Origin of the sequence: Maribellus sp. CM-23 (assembly GCF_021354595.1) — a bacterium.
GTDB lineage: Bacteria > Bacteroidota > Bacteroidia > Bacteroidales > Prolixibacteraceae > Draconibacterium.
This window is the reverse complement of sequence record NZ_JADWYJ010000004.1, coordinates 472,036-498,914: the sequence shown is the minus strand read 5'-3', so window position 1 is coordinate 498,914 and position 26,879 is coordinate 472,036. Positions and strand designations below refer to the sequence as shown.

General features: G+C 44.6%; 18 protein-coding genes and 1 other RNA gene. 4 read left to right on the top strand and 15 right to left on the bottom strand.

Annotation, left to right across the window (positions count from 1 at the left end; translation table 11 throughout):
• Nucleotide 1 precedes the first annotated feature (1 nt).
• The 6 genes from INQ51_RS15925 to INQ51_RS15900 form a co-directional block, all read right to left on the bottom strand.
• Nucleotides 2–3,460, bottom strand: a complete 3,459-nt coding sequence (locus INQ51_RS15925; RefSeq protein WP_233378945.1) for a TonB-dependent receptor — start codon at nucleotides 3,458–3,460, stop codon at nucleotides 2–4.
• Between the two features lie 91 nt (nucleotides 3,461–3,551).
• A complete protein-coding gene (locus INQ51_RS15920; RefSeq protein ID WP_233378944.1) occupies nucleotides 3,552–4,706 on the bottom strand; it encodes a FecR family protein in 1,155 nt (384 codons plus the stop codon).
• Nucleotides 4,707–4,928: 222 nt separating this feature from the next.
• Entirely contained in the window at nucleotides 4,929–5,438 is a 510-nt protein-coding gene (locus INQ51_RS15915; protein WP_233378943.1) for a sigma-70 family RNA polymerase sigma factor, read from the bottom strand.
• Between the two features lie 256 nt (nucleotides 5,439–5,694).
• A complete protein-coding gene (locus tag INQ51_RS15910; RefSeq protein ID WP_233378942.1) occupies nucleotides 5,695–9,579 on the bottom strand; it encodes a translocation/assembly module TamB in 3,885 nt (1,294 codons plus the stop codon).
• 6 nt (nucleotides 9,580–9,585) lie between these two features.
• Complete coding sequence (locus INQ51_RS15905) at nucleotides 9,586–11,421, bottom strand: outer membrane protein assembly factor (protein WP_233378941.1); 1,836 nt, start codon at nucleotides 11,419–11,421, stop codon at nucleotides 9,586–9,588.
• 332 nt (nucleotides 11,422–11,753) lie between these two features.
• The gene (locus tag INQ51_RS15900; RefSeq protein ID WP_233378940.1) at nucleotides 11,754–11,945 is read right to left on the bottom strand and encodes a hypothetical protein; all 192 of its coding nucleotides are present in this window, start codon (nucleotides 11,943–11,945) and stop codon (nucleotides 11,754–11,756) included.
• On the opposite strand from INQ51_RS15900, the gene INQ51_RS15895 reads away from it, so the two are divergent.
• From INQ51_RS15895 to INQ51_RS15885, 3 genes are all read left to right on the top strand, one after another.
• Nucleotides 11,944–13,362 carry a sulfatase gene (locus INQ51_RS15895; RefSeq protein WP_233378939.1) on the top strand — a complete coding sequence of 473 codons (1,419 nt, stop codon included), beginning with the start codon at nucleotides 11,944–11,946 and terminating at the stop codon, nucleotides 13,360–13,362. The genes INQ51_RS15900 and INQ51_RS15895 overlap by 2 nt on opposite strands.
• Nucleotides 13,363–13,549: 187 nt before the next feature.
• Complete coding sequence (locus INQ51_RS15890; RefSeq protein ID WP_233378938.1) at nucleotides 13,550–14,503, top strand: sensor histidine kinase; 954 nt, start codon at nucleotides 13,550–13,552, stop codon at nucleotides 14,501–14,503.
• Nucleotides 14,500–15,141: a response regulator transcription factor gene (locus tag INQ51_RS15885; RefSeq protein ID WP_233378937.1), complete on the top strand. Its 642-nt coding sequence runs from the start codon at nucleotides 14,500–14,502 to the stop codon at nucleotides 15,139–15,141. The genes INQ51_RS15890 and INQ51_RS15885 overlap by 4 nt, the downstream gene beginning before the upstream one ends.
• 87 nt (nucleotides 15,142–15,228) lie before the next feature.
• Here the strand turns inward: INQ51_RS15885 and INQ51_RS15880 are convergent, their stop codons facing one another.
• The 9 genes from INQ51_RS15880 to rnpB all read right to left on the bottom strand — a co-directional run bounded on the left by INQ51_RS15880 (nucleotide 15,229) and on the right by rnpB (nucleotide 24,392).
• Entirely contained in the window at nucleotides 15,229–17,673 is a 2,445-nt protein-coding gene (locus INQ51_RS15880; protein WP_233378936.1) for a DUF5686 and carboxypeptidase-like regulatory domain-containing protein, read from the bottom strand.
• A 5-nt stretch (nucleotides 17,674–17,678) separates the two neighbouring features.
• The gene (locus tag INQ51_RS15875; protein WP_233378935.1) at nucleotides 17,679–18,281 is read right to left on the bottom strand and encodes a CDP-alcohol phosphatidyltransferase family protein; all 603 of its coding nucleotides are present in this window, start codon (nucleotides 18,279–18,281) and stop codon (nucleotides 17,679–17,681) included.
• A gap of 141 nt (nucleotides 18,282–18,422) precedes the next feature.
• Entirely contained in the window at nucleotides 18,423–19,520 is a 1,098-nt protein-coding gene (locus INQ51_RS15870) for an SDR family oxidoreductase (protein WP_233378934.1), read from the bottom strand.
• A gap of 59 nt (nucleotides 19,521–19,579) precedes the next feature.
• Entirely contained in the window at nucleotides 19,580–20,254 is a 675-nt protein-coding gene (locus INQ51_RS15865; RefSeq protein ID WP_233378933.1) for a phosphatidate cytidylyltransferase, read from the bottom strand.
• 19 nt (nucleotides 20,255–20,273) lie between these two features.
• Nucleotides 20,274–21,002, bottom strand: coding sequence for a phosphatidate cytidylyltransferase (locus INQ51_RS15860; RefSeq protein WP_233378932.1), 729 nt, complete (start codon nucleotides 21,000–21,002; stop codon nucleotides 20,274–20,276).
• Nucleotides 21,003–21,016: 14 nt separating this feature from the next.
• On the bottom strand, nucleotides 21,017–21,823 hold the full coding sequence (locus INQ51_RS15855; protein WP_233378931.1) for a sulfite exporter TauE/SafE family protein: 807 nt from the start codon (nucleotides 21,821–21,823) through the stop codon (nucleotides 21,017–21,019).
• 15 nt (nucleotides 21,824–21,838) lie between these two features.
• Entirely contained in the window at nucleotides 21,839–22,393 is a 555-nt protein-coding gene (locus INQ51_RS15850) for a DUF6134 family protein (RefSeq protein ID WP_233378930.1), read from the bottom strand.
• Nucleotides 22,394–23,006: 613 nt separating this feature from the next.
• Nucleotides 23,007–23,861, bottom strand: coding sequence for a helix-turn-helix domain-containing protein (locus tag INQ51_RS15845; protein WP_233378929.1), 855 nt, complete (start codon nucleotides 23,859–23,861; stop codon nucleotides 23,007–23,009).
• Between the two features lie 114 nt (nucleotides 23,862–23,975).
• Nucleotides 23,976–24,392, bottom strand: an RNA gene (gene rnpB / locus INQ51_RS15840) — RNase P RNA component class A.
• Between the two features lie 139 nt (nucleotides 24,393–24,531).
• Between rnpB and INQ51_RS15835 the strand changes: the two genes are divergently transcribed.
• Complete coding sequence (locus INQ51_RS15835) at nucleotides 24,532–26,865, top strand: DUF2339 domain-containing protein (RefSeq protein ID WP_233378928.1); 2,334 nt, start codon at nucleotides 24,532–24,534, stop codon at nucleotides 26,863–26,865.
• The last annotated feature ends 14 nt before the right edge of the window (nucleotides 26,866–26,879 follow it).

Genomic DNA, 26,879 nt, shown 5'->3' with positions numbered 1-26,879 from the left:
GTTAAAAACCAAGTTGAACACCTAATGCAAATGTTTTCAATTGCGGATATTCATCTCCCGAAGTTTCACGCACTTCCGGGTCGAAACCGCCGAAATAGTTGGTAATGGTAAAAAGGTTGTCAGCCGAAAGATAAACCTTAGCCCTGCTTATTTTCATCTTGTCGGTCAGGTGTTTCGGAAGGGTGTATCCCAACTGGATATTTTTTAATCTCAAATAAGAAGCGTCTTCCACCCAATAATCTGAAAAAACGATGTTGTGATCGGCCTGGTAATACATACGCGGGTACGATGCATCTGTATTGTTAGGCGTCCATCTGTCGAGGTGCGATTTTTTTGGAATGGAATAGTCGTTCAGGAATGCGTGTCTTGCCTCATCTCTCAGGTAACCGTTTACCTTACCCACTCCCTGCAAATAGAACGAGAAATCAAAGTTTTTCCAATTCGCAAATCCCCTTAATGAATAGGAATAACGTGGATACGGATCGCCAAATACCACTTTGTCGTATTCATCAATCTTTCCGTCAGGTTTTCCGTCTTCACCGTTTATATCCCGGTAAATAATATCTCCGGGTTGAATAATGTTGGCGTAGCTGCTGATTACCGGAAATTTCGGGCTCAGGTACTTGCCTGAGGTTTCGTCGTACGATTCAAAATCATCCACCTGTGCCAGTCCGTCGGTCAGGTAACCGTAATAAGCATTAATCGGGTCGCCTACCCTGCGAATATTATTGCCCAGCGAAGGAGCGCTGGTTCCCATGTCGGTAATTTTATTTCTGGCATCGGATAAGTTGGCGGTTAACCCGTACTGTACATTGCCAATTTTATCGCGCCAGCCAAGGGTAATTTCCCAACCTTTGTTTTCGATTGAGCCAATGTTTTCCAACGGAAGGTTGGCACTGGAAGTGATCCCGATGATGGTTGGGTAAATAGGTTTCAGCAAGGCATTGATGTTGGTTTTCTTAAACCAGTCGAACGTGAAATTCATCCGGTTATCAAGCATATTCAGATCGGCTCCCACGTTGAACATCCGAATGGTTTCCCACTTAATGTTCTCATTGGCCAGCGAATACTGCTTAAACCCAACATTGTCCTGTCCGCCGATCGGATAAGCTTTTGTTACCCTTTCAATTTCGGTTAAGTACGGATAGTAGCTGTTGCTAATATTCTGGTTCCCCAGTTCACCCCACGAAACCCTTAGTTTTCCGAGTGCCAAAATAGGTTCTGCAAACTCCATAAATGATTCTTCCGAGAATTTCCATCCGGCCGAGAAAGACGGGAAAAAGCCCCAACGGTTTTCTTTGGCAAAGCGCGAAGTTCCATCGTAACGAACGTTGGCCTCGAACAAATACCTTTCCGCAAAGTCGTAATTAATTCGTCCGAAATAGGAACGCAAAGCCCAGTGTTCAGCCGAACCGCTATTCACGATGTCTTCTGTTCCGCCATCGATCTCTTCAACACCGTCCAGTAATATTTTCTTTCGCGAGCCATACAGTACCGGCAAATAAGCCCACTCTTGCGAAAATCCGGCTAAGAACTTAAGATCGTGTTGTTTGATCTTTTTCGAATAGTTTAAAGTCGTTGCCAGTGTTTGGGTTAAAATGCTGCGGTGTGTTACGGCAATACTGTTCAAAACATTGTCGTTCGACGGATGCGGTGTGCCGTCCGCCAGGAAACGCGGCATGGTTGGGTTCCAGTCTTTTATATCGCGGGTATAATAATTATAGGCATATTGAGTATTGATGTTCATGCCTTCAATTAAATCGAGCGTTGCATTAAAGTTTCCGTTGAAAGTCCGGGAACTGCTTTTTAGGTAACCTGATTCGTAAGCCGTTCTAACCGGGTTCGTAACCGAACCGTACGACCAGTACGGAGAATCAGTCCAACCTCCATCTTCGGTAGGCAACTGCCATTTTACCGGCAACAGGGGCGAAATACGCTGTGTTAATCTGAATACACCGGCTGTTCCGTTACCTCCGGCATCTTTCCGGTAAAAATCAACAAAACTAAGGTTCCCGTCCACTTTCAATCTGTCGGCCACCTGTGTATTCAAACGCAGACGCACGTTGTTTCGTGAAGAATAATAAGGGTCACCTATGATAAGGCCGTTTTGTTCAAGATACCCATACGACATGTAGTAACTTGACTTGTTAACCTTTCCCTGAATGTTTATATTATGACTTTGCTGTGCCGCAAATTTCTTGTACGTCTCGGCTATCCAGTCTGTATTCGAATAGTCATTCGGAAAGTTCTTGGAGTCGTACATCATAAAGGCTTCTTCCGAATACGGAATAGCTACCCCGCGGGCACTGCGCGCTTCATTTTCGAGCATCATGTATTCGCGTCCATTTACCAGTTCGGGCAGCGAAATGGGAGTCTGAACACCGTAATAACCGTTGTAGCTAAAAGCAGCTTTTCCTTCGTTTTTACCTTGTTTGGTAGTAACCAGGATAACACCATTGGCTGCACGGGCTCCGTAAATAGCTGACGAAGCGGCGTCCTTCAGAACGCTCACGCTTTCAATATCATCAGGATTCAGCAGGTTGATATCCCCGCCGGCCACACCATCAATCAGGATCAACGGATTGGTCTGGCTGTTGATGGTATTCACCCCGCGTACCAGGATACTGGTTCCGGAGTTTCCGGGCTGGCCCGAAGATGAAGTAACCGTTACCCCGGGCAGCAAGCCCTGAAGTCCGGTACCGACGTTGGGCACCGGCCGGTTGTCCAGCACATCGCCGTTTATGGAAGCCACCGATCCGGTCAGGTTAATTTTTTTCTGCACCCCGTAACCTACTGCCACTACCTCATCAATTCCGATAAGGTCTTCTGCCATCGTTACGTTAATCACCGACTGTCCGCCAATATTTACTTCTTCGCGGCGCATGCCCACAAACGAAAATACCAGCACGGCTGCTTCGTCCGGAATTTCGAGGGCATAGTTACCATCTACGTCAGTGGTAATACCAATGGCTGTGCCCTTTACCATGACCGAAACCCCGGGCAGCGGCAGTCCCTTTTCGTCGGTTACTTTTCCGCTTACGGTTTTCTTTTGCAAGGGCATCATTTCTTCCCCGCTATCAGGCAAAAGCTCTTTTTTCAAAGCCTTTTTCAACACAATGGCCTTGTGCCTGATCTCGAATTCCAGGTCGGTGTTTTCGAAACATTTCTCCAGAACTTCCTGAAGCTTTGCATCATGAACCTTCAGGTTCAGATTCTTTACATCCTTTAAATCTTCCGGACTGTAAAAGAAAATAAACTCTGTTTGCTTTTGAATTGCATTGATTACTTCTTTTAGTTCTGCATCATTTACTTCAAGACTGATCCGGGCATTCTGCGAATAAGAAAACGCTGAAACCTGGAGCAAGCCTACAAATAAGAACAGTGCTGTTAATTTCATAATCCTAACAATCTTCTTACACCCCTCCCAGTAGGAAAGGTTCCCATTAAAGATTTTTTTCATACTTTTAAACGCTTAGTTAAACAATTGCTTTGTGTAATTCATGAAGAGATTGTTTATGCGGGAGGTGCTGCGAACACCTCCCGCAACATTTCTACATAAAAATTATTTTCTTTCCTTCAATCTTATATTTTAGTTTTCCCGTGCCCTGCATAATATCCAGTACCGGATAAATATTATCGTACTTGTTTAATCCTCCTTCAAAATGAATGGCTTTTAACGAATCGCTGGCGAATTCGTATTCAAAATCATACCAGCGCGCCAGGGTTCGCATGATGTCTTCGATGGGCTGATCGGCAAAAGAATAAAGACCGTTTTTCCAGCCGATAAACTGCTGCACATCCACCTCATTTACCGCAACACTGTGGCTGCTTTTCTCAATTACAGCCTGTTGGTCGGGCAAAAGAATGCAATCGTTGTTCTCTCCCCGCGTATTGAGCTTAACTTTTCCCTCCACCAGTGTTGTAAAAATGCTTGCTTCTTCGCTGTAGGCTTTTACGTTAAACGAGGTTCCCAGTACTTCAATTTTCACCCCTTCAACGTTCACAATAAAAGGTTTGCTCGCGTCTTTTTCTATTTCGAAATAGGCTTCACCTTCCAGGCTTACTTCCCGCGTTTTCTCATCAAAAACAACCGGGTAAACCAGCTTACTTACCGAATTAAGAAATACCCTCGACCCATCGGATAAAACAAGGGTGTACTCCCCTCCCCGCGGTACGATCAAAGTATTGCGAAGCTGCTCTTTTCCTGATTTTTTTGATTCGGAATATTTTAACTGGCCATTTTCATTTGTAATAACCGAGCCGTCTTTCTCCACCAACTGATCAATTCCCGCATTCTCCAGGTCGATGCTTTTTCCGTTATCCAGGATGATCACGGCATTCTGAGTTCCCGGATTAATAGCTGCCACCGGAATGGAACTTTCCGCTGTCAGTTCGGAATTCCCGTCTCTTACCGTTAAATAATAGAAGACAGTTCCGCCAACCAGCAAAGGAAGCATGATGGCCGCTGCATATATTAGAATCTGCCTTACATTTAACACCCGTCGCTCTTTCTCTATGCGGGCAGAAAATTGTTCCCAGGCATGGTCAGCATCAATGCTTTCCCACTCCCGGTTTCTTTCCTGAAAATTATCCCAGTTTACAATCCGGTCATAAAGCTTAAGATTCTGCTTCGACTCATTCTTCCATGATTCAAGCCGTTCCTTTTCTTCCGGACTGATCTGATTGCTGGTGTCTTTTGCAATCAATCTTGCAACTTGTATTAAATGCTGAATTCTCATCCGTTTATAATCATTCTCGTTTGTGTAGAAATTATCATGATCGTTTCATCTGTCTTTCTATTAGTAGGATTTAATAAAAACGAAAACAGGGTGAATCGAAGACCCACTTTTTTTCAAAAAAAAATTTAATTGGTGATTTTTAAATCAAACGACGGGAAGTAACACCTGAAATTGGCCGATCAGAATTCACTAGTTCCCAAGAATCTGATGAAGCAATAGCAATACATAAACACATTCCTTCAGGTTTCGCCGAAGTACTTTGTAGGCATTTCCTTTTAAGGTTTTGATGGTATTGATGGAAACGCCCATTTCTTCGGCAATTTCAGGGTTTTTATAGCCCCTCATACTTAATTGAATGATGCGCTGGCTTTGAACCGGCAGGTTTTCTATTGCTTTATGAATAATGCGGTAGGTTTCTTCTTCCAGGATAAGCTCGTACAATCCTTCTTTGTCGCTGTAAACATTCTTCAGGATATCTTCGCGAAGTGATTTTAGCTTGAGGTAATTCATACATTTAAACTTCGCCGTTTTGTATAAAAAACCTTTCAGGTCGCTCAACTCATCGAATTGCCTTTGACTTTCCCAATAAACCAGGAATGCTTCCTGGGCTATATCTTCCACTACGTCAGACTCACTGATGAACTTCTTAGTAAACACACACACAGACGGATAGAACTGAAGAAAGAATTCCTTCAGCATTTTTGTGTTTCGTTTATTCAGTTTATCTATGATTCCCTTTTCAGAATTCATATTATCAGTTAAGTCATCGACGCTGAAAATAGGCATTTTGTTGCTCAATTTCATAATTCCAGGGCGCCAAAGTAGATAAAATGAAAATATCAGTGATTTCAAAACAATTAATTTTTCACTAAACCTTCATTTGTCTCCCACTTTCAACAGACCAAAAGCAATGCGGTTTTTATTGCCACGAAGTAACCAATAAATGAACAAAATCCTATTTTGAATTTAGTTTCAGAATCAGGTCGAAACCACTATCGGTAGAAGAGTTATTCAGCTGAAGAAACAAAAAGCGGAACAGCTCGTATTCGAGTTTTACTTCGTACTTGGCAATGTCTTTTTCATCGGTTTCACCAAAGCGTTGCTCGTAACTTACAAACAAATCGTTGGTAATGTATTTTCCCACCACAAACCCGGTATTTTCAAAATCGCCGTATCCTTTTACTTCAATGTAGTCCACATTCAGGCTCCTACCCAGGAAGTCGGTGAGCTGCGAAGAAAGCACGGCCATTGCCGCCGAGCCGGCCAGTTGCCCGGCACCGGGCACATTGTCCTGCTGCGCAACCGAAAGCTCGTTTACGCCTTTGCCAAAAAGCAGGTACGACAAAGCATCTCCTTCGCTGATACTCCCGTCGTCCAGTAAAAACTGAATGCTTGGCTCGGATGCTTTTCCCGAAATGGCCACGCTCAGTTTTTGCTCGGCACGGTCGGAGTTGCGGAAAGTGTACGAAGCTTTAAGGTTCAGCATCGGCATCATTTCCTCCCCTCCCAGAAAAGCCACCGAGCCTTCGTCAATTTTAAATATCTTTCCAAATAAGTCGTACTGTCCGCGCACCACATCAATTTTTCCGAAGAGTTCAAAATACTCGTTGTTTTTTACCACATCCAGGTCACCCGAAATTTCCACAAACATGTCCTTGTTTTTGATCCAGGTATTCTGCGGAAACTCGATACTCAGCTTTCCGGTAAAATTCTCGAAGTAGTTGAGATTGATCGTATCTCGTACTGTCGTCACCGAATCCAAACCGGATATGCTTAAAGAATCCGCGCTTTGCGAAAGCTTCTCAATTTCGCGCAACAGAATGGGGTCAGGAATTTCCGGTGCACTGATTTTTCCCATCAGGTTCATAACCGCAGGCAGGTAAATCTCGGCTTTTGGCACCTTCAAATCACCCCAAAAAACAACGTCGCCGGCCTCTCCGTTCAGGTTTACATCGCCCGAAAGCTGCATGTTGTAATGCCGGTGGCTAAACGGGTTAAAACGCTTAAACTGAATGTGAACTTCCGATTTCTGGATTCCACCTTTGTAAAAAGCTGATTGAAAGTCAACAGAACCACGGGCCTGCAATACACCGTCGGGCGATTTGATAAAGAAAGAATCGAGCCTGGCCGCCCTTTCCGAGAAATTCAGTTCGAAAATAATGTCGCGGTAATTTACTCCATACTCCGGCATAATTACCGCAGCATCCAATAGCTTCAGGCTTCCTTTGGGATCGGGCGATTCCAGCGTTCCTCCAACGGCCACTTCGCCGTTCATTTCGCCTTTAATTTGCTCCCCTGCCTTCAGGAAAGGCAAAGATGACAACGCAAAACGATCGACTCGCAGCAGAGCATTTACGGTATCTTTAGGATCTACTCCAAACTCCATACTATCCAGCCGGGCATTTACCGGCATCGCAGCACTTAGCGTAATACTCCCCGAATCGGCCGGAATTACTTCTCCTCGAAACTGAAAGCGTTGGTTATCCAGGCCAAACCCGCCTCCTAAAGCAGAAAAGCGATAGCCGTAAGCCAAAGCATTATCGATCGAAAAATCACCGGTCAACGCGGGGTTTGCAGCCGTGCCTGTCAAAGCAATGTTCGCATTTACCTTTCCGTACACATCGGCTTTCTGCCCCAAACTTTCCAGCAACTGCCCGATATCAACATGAGCTATTTCCAGTTTAAAATCCTCCTTCCCTTTCAGCGAAACGATACCTTCTGCTTTAATAAACTGAGACGTATCCGAAGCGTCGGCAGCCATTTTAAAGTTTTGCAGCCGGTACCCGAGCGAATCCATCTCAAACAAGGCGGGTGCATTTACCAACTCCAGGTGCTGGTTCATAAAATCGAGACTCCAGTCCGAGAGTTCCGCCCTCATTGTATCACCCAACAAAACCCGGGTACTTAGGGCACTTTTCAGTTGCTCCCCCGCAAACTGTGCCGTCAGCCACACAGAATCGGCACGGTATTCTGCGGCCGCGTTAACTGTATCAAGCATAAAATCAGCCGTACCGGGCTTTTCGGCCATAAGCTGTGCCGAAAAAGTTGTATCAGCCAATGTGACCCTGCCATCACCTTTTATCGCCAGTTTTTTTACCGATAAGCCGGAAAAAGCTATTTCTTCCAGTTCTGCCAGTGAATTCAGCAAAAGTGAATCGGGCGTGCCCCAAACATGCGCTTCTACTTTTCCTTTGCCATACAAACTGTCCACCGGGAGGTAGGCCCAAAATGGCTGAATGCTGTCAACCACCGCCTCAAAACGAATATCCGAATAATCTTCCAGACTGTAATTTCCGCTGGCATTTATATGCAAGGTCTGAGCTTGCGCCCATAACGAGTCTATCCCAATGTTCTTTTGTGCATAACGAAAGCTTCCAACCAGCGAATCAAGAACAAACCCCGCAAATTCAGACTCCGCAACAACAATGTTTGCCGATGCGGTAAGAACAGCCGGATCAAAACCTTTGCCTGCCATTTGCACATTCAGGTTAATATCCGATTGCAACGAATCGTTTCCGAGCAAAGGCGCAAGGTTTAAATTGCGCGTCCGGGCACGAAGCCGGTAGTCCGGATTTCCGGGCAAATCTTTTATCTCAGGAGCCAAGGAAACAAAGCCAAAGTTCCCCTCCCCGGTAATATCTCCCAACAGGTTTCCCTTGTCTAACCAGAGTGTCATTTTTAACTGATCCACCGGTTTGCCGACAAACAGGCAATTGCTAAAATCGGCATCCAGGTTCAATCGGGCCGTTTGGGGGTCGGTCCCTTCACCAGCAAGATTTAACCTGCCGTTTAGCAGATAGTCAAGCTGCGGATTTCCGAGCCAGTAAGCCAGGTTTATATTTCGGATGTCGCCTGTCAGACGGTACTTTAAACCGGCAAACTGAGGATCATCCAAAAAACGGCCAAAGTTCTCTGAAAAAAAATCCAATTGCAGCCCCTGCTCTTTATCATTCACCGCCAAAGAGGCCTCCAGTTTGCTCTCAACGATCTTCGAAGTAAAGTTTACCACCGGTTTTGCCGGAAGTTTTATCGCAGGAATAAAAAACTCAAATTCATCCAGGTTCAGAGGTTCACTGTCCAATTTGACAGCCACATTTAAAGACGAAACATCCGAATAATTTGCTTCTCCCTTTAATGCATTCCTCGCAGTTTTTACATGAAAGTTACGAAGGGAAACAGTTTCCTTATCGCGCACAACATCCAACGAAAGTTCCGTCAATTGGAAATCGGGTTGAAGGGTTTGAAAAGCCAGTTTCTTTAACTGGAGCTCCTGTTTCTCCGAAGCATATTTCAACCCCATGTTTACCTTCAGGTCATTTACCTCACGCGGAATCAGCGAATCAAGTGCATGAATCCGCAGCTTGCCTTCCGCCAGTTCAAAGTCGGATAAAATAACCCAAAAATTACCGGAAGCACTGCTTGTATCCACTTCGCTGCCAGTCGTCTCCGGGACGAGACGCTGAAAATTCCAGGTTGAATCATTTTCCTGCTTTAGATTGACATAAGGCCCGGTGAGTTGCACCGAATTTAATAACAGTTCGCCGTGCAGCAGAGGCAGAAGCCGGTACGAAGCGCTCACCGACTCCACAAACAAAAAGGTATCGTTTTCAACCGTCCAGCAAATATTTTCCAGCTTCAGCTTGGTAAAAAAATCCCCCTCCAGATTTCCGATCTCCAGCTGACCGTTTATATTTTTTGAAACCTGCGTTTCGGCGATTTGCACGATCTTGCATTTTACCGGCCCTGTTTGAATAAGCAGAACGGCAACAATCAGCAAAGCCGCCAAACCGGCGAACAGCCAGGCAAGCACAAGAAATATGTATCGCAGTAATCGCTTCATTTCATACTAAAAAGCCTGTCCAACACTCAGAAAAAACTGGGCACTTCTCTTTTCATTCCAAAGTGGTACGCCCACGTCAAAACGCACCGGGCCGATGGGTGTTTCAATGCGCAAACCGCCTCCAATGGCATAAGCCAATTCATTCAACCGGTAATGAAATGCTTTTTCCCACACATTGCCGCTTTCAAAAAAAGCCACCCCATTCACCCTTCTAAACAGCGGATACCTCAACTCGATGTTGGCTTCGAGGATGCTTTTTCCTCCCATCGGAGTGCCACTTTCGCGTTTCGGTCCCAACTCCGAACGGCTCCACCCCCTGATGGAATTGCTTCCACCCGAGTAGAAACGGTCTTCAACCGGGATAAAACCACTGGCATCCGACGAATAAATCCCGCCTTCCATCAGACGAAGTGCCAACACGCAGTCGCCTATTTTCTGGTAAGTGCGAAAGTCGCTCCACAAACGAACGTAACTAAAATCGCCACCAAACACGTAGCCGTTTAGCTTTACTCCCAGCGAAATATTTACCCCCTGTTCCGGAGAAAATTTGGGTTTCGCGGTTGAATAAACCGAGCTGTACTGAATACCTGATTTATTGTAAAGATATTCCTCATCCTCCGGATCAGGCACTTCCGTATCGCCCTCTTCAATGCGTTGCTCTACTTTTTCAAAATAATATGTCAGCGTGGAATTCAGGCTATTATCAAATTCATAAGTCAACGGCAGGTTTATACCATAGGTACGGGTTTCGTACCCCGGCTCTGAATTAATGCCAAGAAAGGGATTGATAGAAATAGACCCTTTCTTATTAAAAAGCTTTGGCTGTGTCCATTTAAAACTGAAATAGTAAGGTTCCAGCGCCGAATGTTTGGCATAAATATTAATGCGCCGCGCCGTTCCCAAAAATCCGAGGTAGGTAAAGTCGGCAAAAGTCCTGAACTTATCTTCCGTTCCGTACCCCACCCCAAATTTGGTATTCACCCGCGGAGCTTCCTCCACATACAAGGTCACCGGAATCGGATTTTTTAATGTTGCATATTCTTTTTGCGGAAGCACCGAAACAATTCTGAAAAGCCGCAGATGGTACAAATCTTCCCGCGTTTTATCCAGCACCGATTTGTCATACCGGTCGCCTTCTTTGTAAATCACCTGCTTCTCAATAAATTTTTCTGAAATCTTTTTATTCCCCACAAGCCTGGTTTCGCCAAGCACGCAAACCGGCCCCGGAGAAACCACATAGGTGATGGACGTTGAATGCCGGTCGGTTTTTAAGCCCAATTCGTAATCAACCTGGGCATAGGCATACCCCAAATCCAGAAAAATGTTGCGGACAACCAATAGGTCTTCCTTTAAAGACTCGTCCCTAAAACGTTCTCCTTGTAGCAGCTTCAATTCCTTCATGTTCGCCTTCGCAAGAGAATCGCTGTTGAGAGACACACCCGGCCCACTGAACCGGAATAAAACGGAATCGATCGTATAAGGATCGCCTTCTTCTATCACAAACAAAAGACGCGCTGTTTTCTTCTTGTCGTTGACTTTGGGCGGATCGAGCTTAATTTTCACATCCACAAAACCTTCTCCCTGGTAAACTTTCCGGAGCCGTTCCATTTCAATCTCCATCAGGTCGCGGTTAAAAAGAGTCGGTTCGTCTTTGGTAAAAACCTTGTCGAGGTACGACACCTCATCGGTTGCCATTTTATCCAGCAAATAGCTTTTCTCCAGGGTTTTATTTCCGACGAAATCAATCCGCCTGATCTCATAATTCTCCTGAGCCTGCAGCCCGACGGAGAACATTTGCAACGCCAACATCCATAAAAATATGTAGTATCCGTTTTTTACCATAGATCAAATATCAATACAAAAAAGTCTGTTCCGGCAGACGTTGAACAGATCGATTTATTTTTCGCAGCAAGATTAATTTTCCGAGCCATTTAAAAATCAGAGATCGTTGGTTTCTCCAAATTTCGTGCTAAAAAGAAAGAAAATCAATCCGCTGCCTGTCTTTACCTGAACTAAGTTAAGAGATTACTTTTTTAATGCAACCGGGAATGCCACCAAGTCCGTTTTAAAACGAAAACAAACGGGCTGCTCACCCAAAACATATACAAGATCGGTTCTTGCACTCTTAAATCATAATTCTGTCATATCCAATAAAAAACAACAAAAAAGACAGATTAAGCTTTGTTGATGGGATGACAAAAGTCTTGCCCCCGATAATAGAAATCCCGTTTCTTTGCGGCAACTTTGTTACCGTCATCAATAAAAGAGCTTAAACCAAAGCGCCCAAAAGTTGTCGAATGAAAACTCCCGTCACCAGTGTAGAAAGCTAAAACAAAAAAGTAAATCACAATAAAACTTAAATTCATGCGAGTAAAAATTAAACTCTTCACCTTAATTGTTGCCACCTTCTTTACCCCTTTTATCAATGCACAGGAAACAACAAAACCCAACATCATTCATATTATTGCCGACGATGTGGGTTATGACGACCTGGGCTGTTTTGGTGCGAAAGACATCAATACTCCGAATCTCGACCAGCTGGCTACAGACGGGATGAAGTTTACCAATTTCTATACTCCGCACGGTACCTGCACCCCTTCGCGGGCTTCTGCCTTAACCGGCCGCTACGCGTCGAGAGTAAACAACGGCACCGGTTTATATGTACTTTTTCCGCACTCTACCACCGGGCTCGAAGATGAACTGGAAGTTTCGATCACCGAATTGCTGAAGGAACAAGGCTACACCACCGGTTTGTACGGGAAGTGGCACCTGGGACATCTGCCTCAGTACCTGCCCTGTGTTCACGGCTTTGACGAATTTCTGGGAATTCCTTATCCCAACGACCATGGTCCGGAACGTATCGGCAACTCGGGATGGCGTCCCAATGGTATCAGCGACCCACAAATTCCGCTGATTGAACAGGCCCAGGTTATCCAACGATGCGACAACAACGATTTGGCCGAACTGCCGGCGCTTTTTACCCGCGAAGCCTGCAAGTTTATCTACCGCTCGGTACAGGATAAAAAGCCGTTCTACCTGCAATATGCCAACATCGAAACCCATACTCCGTATTTTGTTCCGAGGGGTTTTGAAGGACAAAGCAAGGCCGGCGCCTATGGCGATGCCGTGGAATACCTCGACCGCTCGGTGGGTATTATTCTGAATACCTTGAAAAGACTGAAAATTGAAGACAATACCATCATTGTTTTTACGTCGGATAACGGGCCACTGGTACACCGCGACGAAGAGCTGGAAAACTGTTACGGGAAATGCGGTTTTACCGACGAAAGCCGGGAACACCTGCTGCGCGAAGGCAAATACCAGGAACGTTTTGACGGCGGCATCCGTGTTTCGTGCATCATGAAATGGCCGGGAAATATTCCTGCTTCAACCCAGTGTGACGAGATGATCACCGGGATGGATCTTTTTACCACTTTCGCCGATCTTGCAGGGGCGCCAATTCCTACCGACCGCGTAATTGACGGAAAAGACATTCAGCCTTTAATGAAAAACGAAAAAGGGGCCAAATCTCCTCACAAAGCGGTGTATGGTTTTACTGCCAATGGCCGCCTGATGAGCGTCAGATATAAAAACTGGAAACTCATTCTTCCGGGTAAACACTGGACCGGTAATTTTGAAACTCCGCAACTGTACGACCTCAACAACGACCAGGGAGAAGAAACCAACGTAGTAGATGCACACCCAAAAGTGGTTCAGGAAATGACGGAACTGGCTGACAACGCTGCTGCCGCCATGAAAAACCACCAACCGCTGGATCAATAATTTTGAATGAAGATAATTCAGAAAAAAGATATTTTCAGAATCAAGCTCCGAAGAAATTCGGGGCTTTTCTGCTTTACATAAGGCCACATCAACGCTTCGTTGAAGAATTGCAGCGCCCCGGCAGCTAAAGTTACCGCAACTTCCGGATGCCAAACGGGCAAAAAAGCTACCTTTACCAAAAAACCAAATGTTGCTCAAGATCGCCTTGCTGCTCTCGATGCTTATTCAGCTGGGAGCAGCGATTACGGCAGTCAGCCTGATTCGCCGTACGCGTTTTAACGTTTCGTGGATCCTGATTTCGGCAGGATTTGTACTAATGGCGCTGCGCCGCCTGTTTGAATTTTCCACTCTTTTCTGGGAAACGCAGTTGGTTTCGAAAGTGGAAGTTGAAAGCTGGATCGGCGTTATGATCTCCATCCTCATGCTGGCCGGTGTTATCTTTATCCGCCAGATTTTCAACTTACAGGACCGGATTGAGCTGCTTCGGAAAGAAAATGAATCGCGCTTGCTGAAAGCGGTTATCCAGGGAGAAGAGCAAGCCCGGCAATCGATTGCCCGTGATTTACACGACGGACTGGGGCCGGTTCTTTCGTCGATAAAAATGACCGTAAGCGCTATTGACACAGACGAAATGGACCATTCAAACCAAAAAATGGTGGAACTTACCTGCAAAGCCACCGACGAAGCCATCGTGGCATTAAAAGAAATATCCAATCACCTGAGCCCACATCTTTTAAAAAATTATGGGTTGACCAAGGCGCTCGAAGCCATTGCCCGTCAAATGCTGGCCAACTCAAGTATCGATTTTAAGCTGAGCGGCAACATTGATTCCAAACGTTTTCATTACGACATTGAAACAGGCCTGTTCCGGGTGATATGCGAACTCCTGAACAACAGCCTCAAACATGCCCGGCCTCAAACCATTTCGGTGGATATTTCAGAAGAAGGAGAACACCTCAAAATGGCTTATTCCGACGATGGAGCCGGGTTTCAAATGAAAGACGAACCCAACTCGCTGCGCGGGAAAGGAATGGGTTTCGAAAACATCCGTTCGCGCATAAAATCGATGAACGGATTCTACTACCTCGAATCAGAACCCGGAAAAGGCATGAGCATCAACATTCAAATCCCCTTAAAATGAAGAAAATAAACATATACGTAGTGGACGACCATTCGCTTTTTCGCGAAGGATTGAAATTCCTGCTTTCGCGGCTCGATTTCGCCAACGAAATTTACGAAGCAGAGAATGGAGCTGATTTTTTAAACGGCTTAAAAGAAAAGAAAGTGGATGTTGTTCTTCTCGATATTGAAATGCCGGGAATGAACGGAACCGAGGCTGCCAGGAAAGCGCTCGAAATTCAGCCCGAAATAAAAATAATCGCTGTGTCGATGTATTCCGACGAAAGCTATTACTCCACCATGATTGAAGCCGGTGCAAACGGCTTTCTACTCAAAAACTCGAATTTTACGGAAGTAAAAAAGGCCATCTCGGACGTACTGGAAGGAAGAAATTATTTCTCGATGGAGATTCTTCAATCCATCGTAAACCGGATGAATGACAAATCGCCGGGGAAAACCGACTATGAACTAACCGAACGGGAAACCGAGGTATTGAGCCAGATTTGCAAAGGTTGTTCCAACCAGGAAATTGCGGATATTCTATCCATCAGCAAAAGAACGGTTGACAAGCACCGCGAGAATTTGCTGTTAAAAACACAATCGAAAAATACGGCTAACCTGGTTGTTTTTGCCATAAAAAACGGCTTTTACAAAATTTGATTCTTCCCGGCGGAACGACTTCTTTCAAAAGAAAACTGCAACCAAAAGCAGGTTTTGCTCCTGGTTGCAACTGTATCTTTCACAAATCTAGAAACTCATTTCAGTCCGGAAGAAGATACCGTTTTTGTCGGTGAAACGGGCATTGCGGTATGTACCGCCCAAATGTCTTACGTATTCCACGCGAAGTACTTTAAACACATTGGTTACCCCAAATCCGATTTCGGCATAAGGCACGTTTTTGCTGTTGTCGTAAAAGCCAGGCAAATCAAAAATCGGTTTGTATCCTTTGGTCAGGTTCCCGTAATGGGCCTTTATCGAAACAATTTCACGCAATTTGAACGACCGGATCAAGGGTATCTTGTTCAAAATAAAACCACCACCGTTTAAATGGGCATGCAGGTTGGTGTACGCATTGTGGGCAAACGATGCATGATGCAGGAGGTTAAACCTGTACTTGGCAAATCCGAGCGACATAGACCCCACCGGTTGATCGAGCAAATCGTAAGGGGCATCACCAAACAGGTAACCGCCGTTCAGCATATAATTGATAAAAAGCTGCCCCATGAGCAGGCGCCCTGAAATCGATCCATGCAAATGAGAATAATACCCCAGGTCATTTCTGTTAACGCCCGGAATGGTGGTTGTACCCACATCCCAGCTTAAGTTGATCACCGGCACCGGGTTGATGTAATACACGCGCTCGAAGAAAAACTTGTCGTAATGCTGACGAAAAGCCAGGCGCAAATCAAACAAAACCCCGTAGTTTGTGTACTTCGGGTGCGACACACCATCTCTTACAAAATCTACATACGGCGTACTCTTGTTCCAGAGAATATAAGGAGAAGCCTCCAGGTGCACGTCTTTTTCACCATTATAATCCACCCTGAATTCCACATATTGCTCCTCTTTTAGGAAGGGATTTTTTTCGCGCGTAGTAAAAGATGCAATGAAGTTGGCATTTCCCTTATTGTTGGGATTATTCTTTATAAAACGCAAGAACTTGTCCTGCGAAATCAGGTTGTAATCGTTGTAATATCTGAAACGCAACAAAAACTTATCGGTAGTGCCGGGTTGGTAGATTAAGTTTCCTCCATACTTAAACTCTTTACTGGTGGAGCCGTACCCGAGGAAACCACCCACCGAAAAGCGTTTAAACATCTGTTCGCTGGTTCGCAGGGGCACTGTCAGTCGTGTTCCCTCAATGCGGTTGGTCGTGTAAATATCAAACACCGGCCCCACATCGAGTTTTCCGGCATTGTAGAAACTTGTAAGCGCCATTCCCCCTACCTTGTCGATCCCTTTTACCACCTTCTGCTCTTTCAGCTTATTTACGGTAAAATACGTTTCCTCTCCCAGGTGTTCGACTGAAAATTCCGGCTGGTTTTTCCAGTCCCCTGGTTTTATTGTGCTTAACCTGTCGGCATTGGAGTATTGCGTGGTTTTATTGATCAGCCAGTTGCCGCTGGCAATCTGATCCATACGTCTCGAACTGTACGAGGCCGAATCCTTGTTCAGGCGTATCGACAAATTGATGCCAATGTTCTGTGCATCGTAAAAATAACCTCCGTCGGGCAATGTTTTATACGTTACGGTGCCTCTGAATCCGTTTACAAAGTTCAGGTTGGCTTTCCCCGAAATGTAGGCTTCAATGCTTTTTAATGCGAATGTTTCACTATCCACCAAAAAACTCCCCGAAAACAAGGGATTAAGCGGGTTCTTGGGTGAATACGTCATGTGGTAATACGTGTGGTCGCCTTCGTACACACTGTCGTTGAAGTAGATGTTGTAATACATCCATGCTGATCCGGCAATCGGCGAAATAAAGCCGCGGTCGAGAATACGGATTTGTTCTTTGTAAAAATCCAGATCTACCACCACATTATCGAGAAGCAGACTTTCGATGGCCGGGTTTAAACGCGGAAATATACCGTCTTTTTTACTGTAAACCACACTCATGGAATCAGCTGAAACCTGCTCGGCTTCTTCAAGCAGGTAAATCGGCGAAAACCGCAGACTCTGCCCTTCCATTTCCATGGTTACCTCCTCCATGTTGTCAAAAAACCGGTTGATCTTTGCAGTGGTATCTACCGCTATGTAAACCGTAGTGTTTTCGAGCTGCTTGTAATCGCGCACCTGCTCCAGCTTCTCGCGATTTTCCTTCTTGTGTTTCTGGATAAGATTGAACACCACCCGGGCAAACGGAATATCAGACTTGATGGTTACCTCTTCAATTTTCTGAACCTCCTTTTTTAATTCGACCTTGAGTTGTTCATTCTTGCCATTCAACACAAATTCCTGCTGAACGTAGCCCACCGAAGAAACAGCCAACGTGTCTCCCTGTGTTTTTTTCAACACAAAATAGCCGTCACCGTTTGACTGGGTCCCCTTCGTGGTCCCTTTTATCCAGATATTGGCGAACGGGATGGCTTCTTTTGTATCCACGTCCTGCACAACTCCGGTAACCTCCTGAGCGGTACCCAACCAACTTACCACAACCAGAAGCGTGGCAGTTGTAAATATCCTCCTCAACATTTCGGTTAATTTATCGGCTGCCTTTTCTCACTCTGAATGATCCAGTACAATCCTTTTACTCCAATCCGGATATCATCGAGCCGAAGCAATACAAAAATCTTTTCGATGTAAGCGATCACTCCCCAACCTACTGCCAGATAGTACATCCAGGTATAAAACCCAAAAACAAAGAGCACAAAAAAGAATATACTTTGAACGTATCCGGCCGAAACAGCCGAGTATAAATGCAAGCCCGGTATTTTACCAAAGCGGTAAAACGAAACAATGTAGCTAAGTACAAAAACCGTCAGGAATAAATACAATATCCAGGCATGTGGCTCAATTTCGGTCCATTTAAAAACAAACAAACCAAGCAATGCCATGGCATAAGTACATATGTCTGCCAGGTTGTCAAGTGCTGCGCCAAAATTGGTCTGCAACTTAAACAAACGGGCAATATTTCCATCCAGCACATCGCTCACCAGGCTAATACACAAGAAAATTACATAGTAGTTTTCCTGTCCGGTAAGCGCAAAATAAAATATCAGGGGAAAGGCCAGCAGCCGGTAAAGACTGATAAGATTGGGCACATTCAATATTTTTTCCCCTCTTACTGTAATCTGTTTCATTTGTCTATAATTGTTTATTCATCAATGTTCCCGGTACCTTTACCGGGTGTTGTATAAGAAAACATGCAACCCGCACCGGGAAATGATTCCGGTACCGGTTACACGAATTATGTTCTGCTAATTTCTGTTTTTCTTTTCTTATTAACTGGCAATCCGGGCTTTTTTATCCGACGACTTGTCCAAAAAATATTCCAACATGGCCCGAATGGATGCTTCGCTCGCCTCGTTTTCTTCCACCTGCATCACTTCGTCCAGTTTTGTGGTGTCGAAGTTCATATCAACATTTGTATAACTATTGGTGAAAGACATGCCAATGGAAACAATCCGCTCATACGAATCCATCTCCGAAACGTCGAGATCGGGTTGAGGAATAAGCGTAACCGGAAGCAATTCACTCAGACAACTTAATATGAGACTATTCCGGATACCTTCTTTGGCAACTACATTCAAAATCACTGGTAAGTCAGCAATCTTCACAACCTGCATCAGGTAAGTTACTACGGTATCGATCGGAATCAGGTTCTGAGTGGTCTCCGGGTTTACCTTTACACGTACTTTCCGATAGGGGTGCCGGTTGGCCAGGCTTTGAATCCTGCGGGCAAAATCAAAAATTCCGTAATCGGTTTTGGTTACTCCTGTTTTGTTGTTTCCAACTACTTGCGACAAACGTAAAATATGTCCATTCAATCCCTCCTCTTCAATTTGTTTTCTGATCAGGTTTTCGGCAAATCGTTTTGATTGCTCGTAATAGTTGCGAAACATGGAAATATCGGCGTTGTCGTAGAATTTCTCTTCAAACTTTCCGTCCATAATTCCGCACGAATAAGCGGTACTGATAAAGAAAAAGCGTGAACTTTCCGATGCGAACTTGGAGAATACTTTCATCGAATTCTGCACTCCGTCCAGGTTTGTCTGAAAGATTTCATCCTTTGCTTTGAAGTCATATTTCAGACTCGCTGCAAAATGAAAATAATCCACATCGCCCTGAAAGATCTCCAGCAACTGCTCTTCCGGGATGGAGAAATTTCCATCGACGAGTGAATAGTCGTACACCTTCAGATTGTCGGATCTAATTTCCTCTCCTTCGTTCAAATCGGTAAGCATGTTGCTCATTCTCACTTCCGACGGGAGTTTTCCCGTCCTTACCAAGGCAATGATTCTGAAATCCTCCAAGAGTAGCTCCTTGATAAAGTTGGCTGCTACATAGCCGTTTGCTCCGTTAATAACAATCGTTTTCATGTTTCTTGTTTTCTTCTAGAGGTAGTTCTACTACCGTATATATCGTTTTTACTATTCTGTTAAAGAAATAAAACCAAAATCACTACTGCGCTAAGCGGGATGGTCAGGTTATCAGACCCACGCCAGCTAATAAGTTCGCCAACCGTGGTTGCTACAGCCACAGAAGTTGCCAGTAAAAATGTTTTCAGATCGAATACATGCCGGTGAAAGTACAGTGCAATCAAACTGATCACGAAACTGGTAACCAGAAAACTTCCCGACCCTAACCATGTTTTGTTGAATTTGTGCCCAAATAATACGATGCGACCGTTGTAGTTTTTAATATTGATCCCCAGAATGGCCGCAATTGGGTCGCAAATGGCCAGAATCAGCATGGGCAAAATGTAAATGAACTTATTGTCCAGCAGGTTTGCTATTAAAAAGGTAACATAAATTGAGAGGGGAAGCAAGTAACTGCCTATAGATTTTCGCTCAATATCGTGAATTGACTTTAATTGTTTGCTGTACTGCGTTATGAAAAGTGCCAGGAAAAATAAAATGGCCAGCACCAAAACGTACCAGTGCGACGGAATTATGTACGGAAAGGGCACCACTGCCAGAGTAGCCATAAAATGAGCAAATTTACGGGTGAACTCTCCTTTCAGATTCAGCCTCCTGTAGTTTAACTCGTTAAATGCCAGTAGCAATACGATCCCGACCAGGTACACAAATGATAAAACAACAATATTTCCCATTTCTATCTATAAAATACTTTCAAATACTGAAAAGCTGCACATACAGCGCTACCCAGGCTCCGCCGGCAATCAGGCTGTCGAAACGATCGAGCAGCCCGCCGTGTCCCGGAATCAGTTTACTATAATCTTTAACCCCAAATTTTCGTTTGTAAAACGAAGCCGACAAATCTCCGGCAAAGGCAAAAGCAATTACGCCTACCGCTAAAACAAGCGCACTCACTGTACTTCCGGCGTACAAATCTTTTAACAAAAAGCTGCTTACCAGGGCCACCAAGGTTCCGCCCACAAGTCCGCCCACTGTTTTTTTCGGGCTTATTTCGGGGAACAATTTCTTTCGCCCCCACAACTGCCCGGTAATCTGGCTAAAGCTGTCGAAGATGGAAAGCACTAGGAATGAAAACAGGATCAATCCTTTGTCGAACCCGCTAAACGAAAAGAACCCGATTGACAAAACCACGAAAACCACTACCGAAAACAGGAAGAAGTTTTTGTTCCGGAATCCGCTGCTGCGGTACAAACCAATCAGCTCGAGCAGGCCTCCTGCAATAATAAATACTGCGATAAAGTGAAACGCAAGCGAGTTGATGGTAATGCTGAAAAACAGTGCGTTGATGATGAGAAAGTAAACACCAAACTTTGTATAACTTTCCCGGGCAACCGCGGGTTCTTTTTTCCGGTTGATGAAATAAAACGCGATTCCACCTAACAGGAAATAAATAAGAATGATATAGTAAATCGTTTGAATCATGTTCTTTTTATAAATTATTTCTTTAACCCGGTGATCATCAAAATTCCGATGATTACCATAGCCACCGCATAAATGTAGCGGGCTTTGCTCTCCGATTTATCCGTTTTTATTTTGGCCAAAAGATTAGGTCCCAGCAACGACCCGATCACCGAGCCGCCGGTTAAAAACAGTACCAGTGTAAAATCGATCTGGCCTACCAGAAAATGAGCACCGATCGCAAAAACCGTATTGGCCAGAACCACCAGCAACGATGTTCCGATCACCAGTTTTAACGGAATCTGCATCGAAAAGAGACCCGCAATCACCGGGGCTGTTCCACTGGTTCCAAAGGTTCCGGTAATAATTCCGGCAAACAAGCCAAAGAACGAACCTTTGGCTTTGTTCTTTATTCCCGACGGGATGGAGGATGTTTCCATCTTTTGCTTCTGTTCATCTTTTCGCATCGTACCATAAGCAATATGAGCCGCAATCAACACCGAATAAATACCGAAACTGATCCGCAACTGTTCCGGGCTGATCAGGCTTGTAATCCCTGCTCCGGCAAATGCTCCGGCAATTCCGGCAAGGGCAAAAACCAACCCGGTTCTGAAATCGATGTTTGATTTCCGGGAATGGCCCACAGTCCCCACAATAGCAATCGGCAGCGTGGCAACCAGCGAAGTAATGACCGCAGTTTGCATCGGAACTCCGATCAGAATGGTAAGCAGCGGAAGAAAAATAAATCCACCACCACCTCCCAGCATGGTTCCGAACAGCCCTACCACAAAGCCAATAAGCGGCAACAGGTAGTAAACAGGTTCTATGTCAGAATATACGATCATATCAACTCTCAAAGTCTACAGTACTCTTTTTAGGTAAACGGTGGCCAGCGGATGTTTTAACTCTGCCTCCTGCAATATCCCGTCCTTGTAACTATACTCGTGTGCCTTCCGGTTTTTCTCGTCGCTTACCCGGTAAGTATGCTTATCCACTTTTTCGATTTTCTGCACTTCGCCGCTTCGCTCTTTAAACACCTGCGAAATTCCGGCCGGCTCGTTAAAATAGAGCAGGCTTCCGCTAAAGGTTATGTTTTCGTGTACCAGGGTTGAGTCTCCATCTTTCACCAGCACATATGAATCACCACTTTTCTCGAGCTTTGTATCCGAATTCACCTTTCCGTTTTTCAATGTCTGTACATGAAAATTTGCCAGGCTTCCTTGTTTGTAGGTGCTGTTTTGAACAAATTTTACGCGGTACGGAACAAGTAACCTGACTTCCACATCAGTAACAGCCTGTATGTCCAGATTTCCGTTTTCACCCGTTTGCTTTACCGTGAAATCTCCGATATTCATCCCCAAAACCCAGATATTGTACCGGGCATTTTGCTCCTCCTGTGCAAATACAGAATTCACACAAAAAATAACAAATAAAAGGCCAACCAAATATCTCATATAATAGAATAAATGCAACTTACCGTACTAATCTACAAAAACAAAAAGCACAAATGTAAGAAATACGCCTAACCTTCTCCATTACCGGAGATTTGTCCACCTTTTACTTTCCTAATCAATTTTCTGATTTTCCCCTTGTTCTCCGCTTGTGAATATCCTTCCATATCAAGCCGATTGTTTTCTGTTTTCTCTCTCAATTATTCCCAATCCGATTGTTTCCCCTATCCAACAGAGAAACACCTATTGAGTTCATTCGATGAACATTGCTATTTTCTTTCTCTTTCATCCAAAATTACAACATATTATTCAATTCAACATAAAGTACGCAATTAGTAACATGATTTACACTATGTTACACTGCATTTCTTCACGTCAGTATCGAATACATTGATATTTTGGTCAAAAAATGGATGAATTGGTGAGGTTGCCAGTGCACATTTCTACCGGTCATCTTTACCCGACAACTCCAGACATCCATTTCTGCATTTTCGTTTTCTGCTAATCATAAAGGGTACAAATGTCAATATTCTTTGTGCACCTCAGAATAGACTATCTTCGGGAAAGCATGTCTGAACTACGGATTACACGAAAGCAATCCACGGCTGTATTCTGTGGGATTTGTATTGGTTAGCCGCTTAAAAAACTTGCTAAAAGCAAACTGATCACTAAAGTTCAGCTGTTCAGAAACGGCGGCAACTTTCAGATTATCATTCACCAGCAGCACTTTTGCTTCGCAAACCAGCGCCATATTAATCAGTTCGCGCCCGGTAAAGCCGGTTACTTTCTTCAGACTTTCTGATAAATGTTTTGAAGTCACCCGCAGGCGTTGGGCATAAAAGTTAAGATTATGCTGCTGCCGAAAGTGGACATGCAACAAGCGAATAAACTCAACCGTCAGTTTTTCGCGTCTGGAATCGGAACGATTTTTCAACGGCAGATTTTCGCTTATTTGCTTGGCCATCATATACGAAACTGACACCAGCAGCGTATGAAGCAGATCGATGGTAAAAGTAAACCCGGTATGGTGCTGTCTGGCCTCCATAATCCGGACGATTTCCCAGATATCGTTAAACTCATTTTCGGAAAAAGACAGTTGCAAAGCAGGCGAAGTAGCAAAATACTGGATCATATCCAGCTTGTTGAAACGCACCGGCACCCGGTGCTGAAAATCATTCCCCATGGCAACCATCAGCATTTCGGCATCTGGGGATACCTCCAGCAACTCGACAACCACCAAGCGGTTTAACAGCAACATATCATAAGCCGAAATCACATGTTCTTCTTGCCTGTACCTCACGGTAAGACGTCCCTGCTTAAGCAGTAGCAAGGCGCTAAACGCCGGTACAAAAGGTTGATTCAACACAAAGGCTTTTCGAACTCCCTCTGTCTTTAGAATCTCAATATCACTGTTATCCTTTTTTTCTGTCATAGCAATTGGGTGGATAAAAATGCTAAAATCATTTGCCTTCTCCAAACCCGTTTTCCGGATTTGAAAAGCCGTGCAATTTCAGAAATTTATTTTTAGGGAAATGTGTTAAAGAAAAAAATTGGCAGGCCTGTAAGCCGGGTTCTGTCAATCCCGGTCACCCGGGAAAGCTTTATCATTTATCTAGCCCAGGTATCACTACCTGGGTCCTGCAGCCTACCCCTTCCGGTTCCTTTGTGCGTTAGGAACAAAACGGGCCGTTCTGCTGTACCGCAACAGCGGCAAACAACCGGAATATACATGGCTTTGCAACCCGTGAGACATACGGCTGATGATGTTGCCACCACCACCGGTGTGCTTTTACCACACCTTTTCACCCGTACCCTGCTGCAGACACGCCACTGCAAGGTGGTTATTTTCTGTTATGTTGCTATCCCCTTTCAAAGATCTTCCCGCTAAGAAGCACGGTGCCCTGTGTTGCCCGGACTTTCCTCCCTCCCGAAAACTCGGGAGAGCGATAAAGCGGCCTGCCGCTGCAAAAGTAATCAATATGTTTTTGATCTGACGTTAATTTTGTAAATTGATTGACACACTACTGTTCTGATTATACCGTTTAGCATGAAAACGGGAACTGTTGTTTAAACCAAAAGTCTAATCCAGAGAACCATTCCTCATGAATGTATCAAAATCGGAAAAACAGGAACTCCTCCAGAAATTAAACGAATTACTAAAAAAACAATCGGATTTCCAGCAGGAAATAAATGCGCTGCAACGTCATATTATCCGCCTGCAGGTGGAAGAACCCGAAGCTGCTTCCGAAGCCCCCCAGGAGTTCACTGATCATAAAACCACCGTTGCACAAAAACCGGAAATACATAAAGAGCAGCCGCGGTACGCAGAACATTACGTAAAAAAGGAAAGTAAAAAAGTCCCAAACTTTTGGGAAAAAAGTGGCATTACCACCGAATTTGAGCAGTTTATTGGCACCAACCTGATCAACAAAATAGGAATGATCGTGGTGATCATCGGCGTTGGGATCGGTGCAAAATATGCCATCGACAACAACCTGATCTCTCCTTTAATGCGCATCCTTCTGGGTTACCTGGTTGGCGGAATTCTGGCGTTTTTCGCTGTTCGTTTAAAAGAAAATTACTTCAATTTCAGTGCAGTTCTTTTTAGCGGTGCCATGGCCATTTTTTACTTTATAAGCTATGCCGCTTACACCTATTACAGCCTGTTTCCTTATGTGGTAGCCTTTCTGCTAATGGTTTTATTTACTGTCTTTACGGTGGCACTGGCGTTGTACTATGACCGTCAGGTGATCGCACACTTTGGCCTGGCCGGCGCCTACATTGTTCCCTTTATCTTATACAGTCCGGTTTCGAGCGCGCTTGTTCTATTCACCTACATGGCAATTATCAACCTGGGCATTCTTTTTATTTCCACTAAAAAACAGTGGAAACCACTCAACTACATTGCCTTTCTGGCCACCTGGGGAATTTTTATTTCCTGGTTTGCATCAAAAGATTACGGCAACCAACTGGGCACAGCCCTCGTTTTTGCTTCGCTGTTTTTCGCCATCTTCTACCTCGTATTTCTGTCGTACAAACTCATTCTGAAAGAAAAGTTAGCGATCGACGATATCATCTTTCTGATACTGAATTCAGCAGTATTTTATACCATTGGCATGGTGGCTCTCGACATGAGCGACCTCAGCCAAACCTACGGAGGACTTTTCTCCTTTATCAATGCCCTTGTTCACGGAACCACGGCCTTTATCGTTTATCGTTCCGAGAAAAAAGAACTTTTTTACTGGACAATTGGGCTGGTCATTTTGCTGATTACTACGGCCATTGGCATTCAGTTTACCTCTCATGTTATAACCATGCTTTGGGCAGGCGAAGCAGCTTTCCTGTTTTGGTTGGGGCGCAGTAAAAAAATACTACTGTTCGATTACATTTCTGCCACTTTAATGCTACTGACTTTTTTCGCCCTCACAGTCAACTGGTTTTCTTTATCGTACGATTTCTACCCTCAAACAATCGCCGAAGTAGTTCCCCCGATTCTCAACCTGACATTTTTAGCTTCGTTTGTGGCCGTCGGGGCATTCTCGTTTATTTATTACATGAGCACCCAATGGATTCCCGAGGGAGGCAGGATAAAAAACTGGATGGAAGTATTTAACGTTTTGTTCGGAGGACTCTTCCTGCTCACTATATTTCTTACTTTTTCGAACCAGATTGATCTTTATTGGAACAACCGGCAAATTTATGCCACTTACGAGCTAAACACAGGCGAAACCTGGACAAAAGCCTATGAAAATCTGAACAAAGATATCTTCACGTTCAAAACCATTTGGATGCTGAATTACTCTGTGCTGTTCTTTTCGGCCCTGACGTTTGTCAATCAGAAACTCATTAAAAACATGGTACTGAATGGTTTTATGCTGGTGATGGGTTTTCTGCTGATACTGGTATTTCTTTCAGGCGGTTTATCTTCCCTGGGGACACTTCGCGAAAGCTACCTGTCAACCGATTTAGCTGGTAATTACAATGTAACTATTTATTACCTGCTCATCCGTTACGTGGTTTACTTGTTCCTGGCCTTGCTTTTTTATTCGATCTACCGGTTTTCGCTCTTACAGATCAACCAGGAAAGTATCGTGAATGCTTTCGAAGTGGTTCTGAGTGTCACCCTGATCGTGATTTGCAGCAGCGAATTGATCCACTGGCTGAATTTGTCCGATTCGGCCAATGTTTACAACTACGGACTCAGCATCTTGTGGGGCGTGCTTTCCTTTTTGCTGATTGTTTACGGAATCTGGAAAAAGAAGAAACACTTGCGCCTGACGTCGATCATTCTATTTGGCGTAACCATCATCAAACTGTTTGTTTACGACCTGTCCAATCTGGCCACCGTTCCCAAAACCATTGTGTTTGTTTCGGTTGGCGCCCTGCTGCTGGTGGTTTCTTTTCTGTACAACAAGTACCGGAAAATTATATTTTGAAAAAGCAGGCGTAG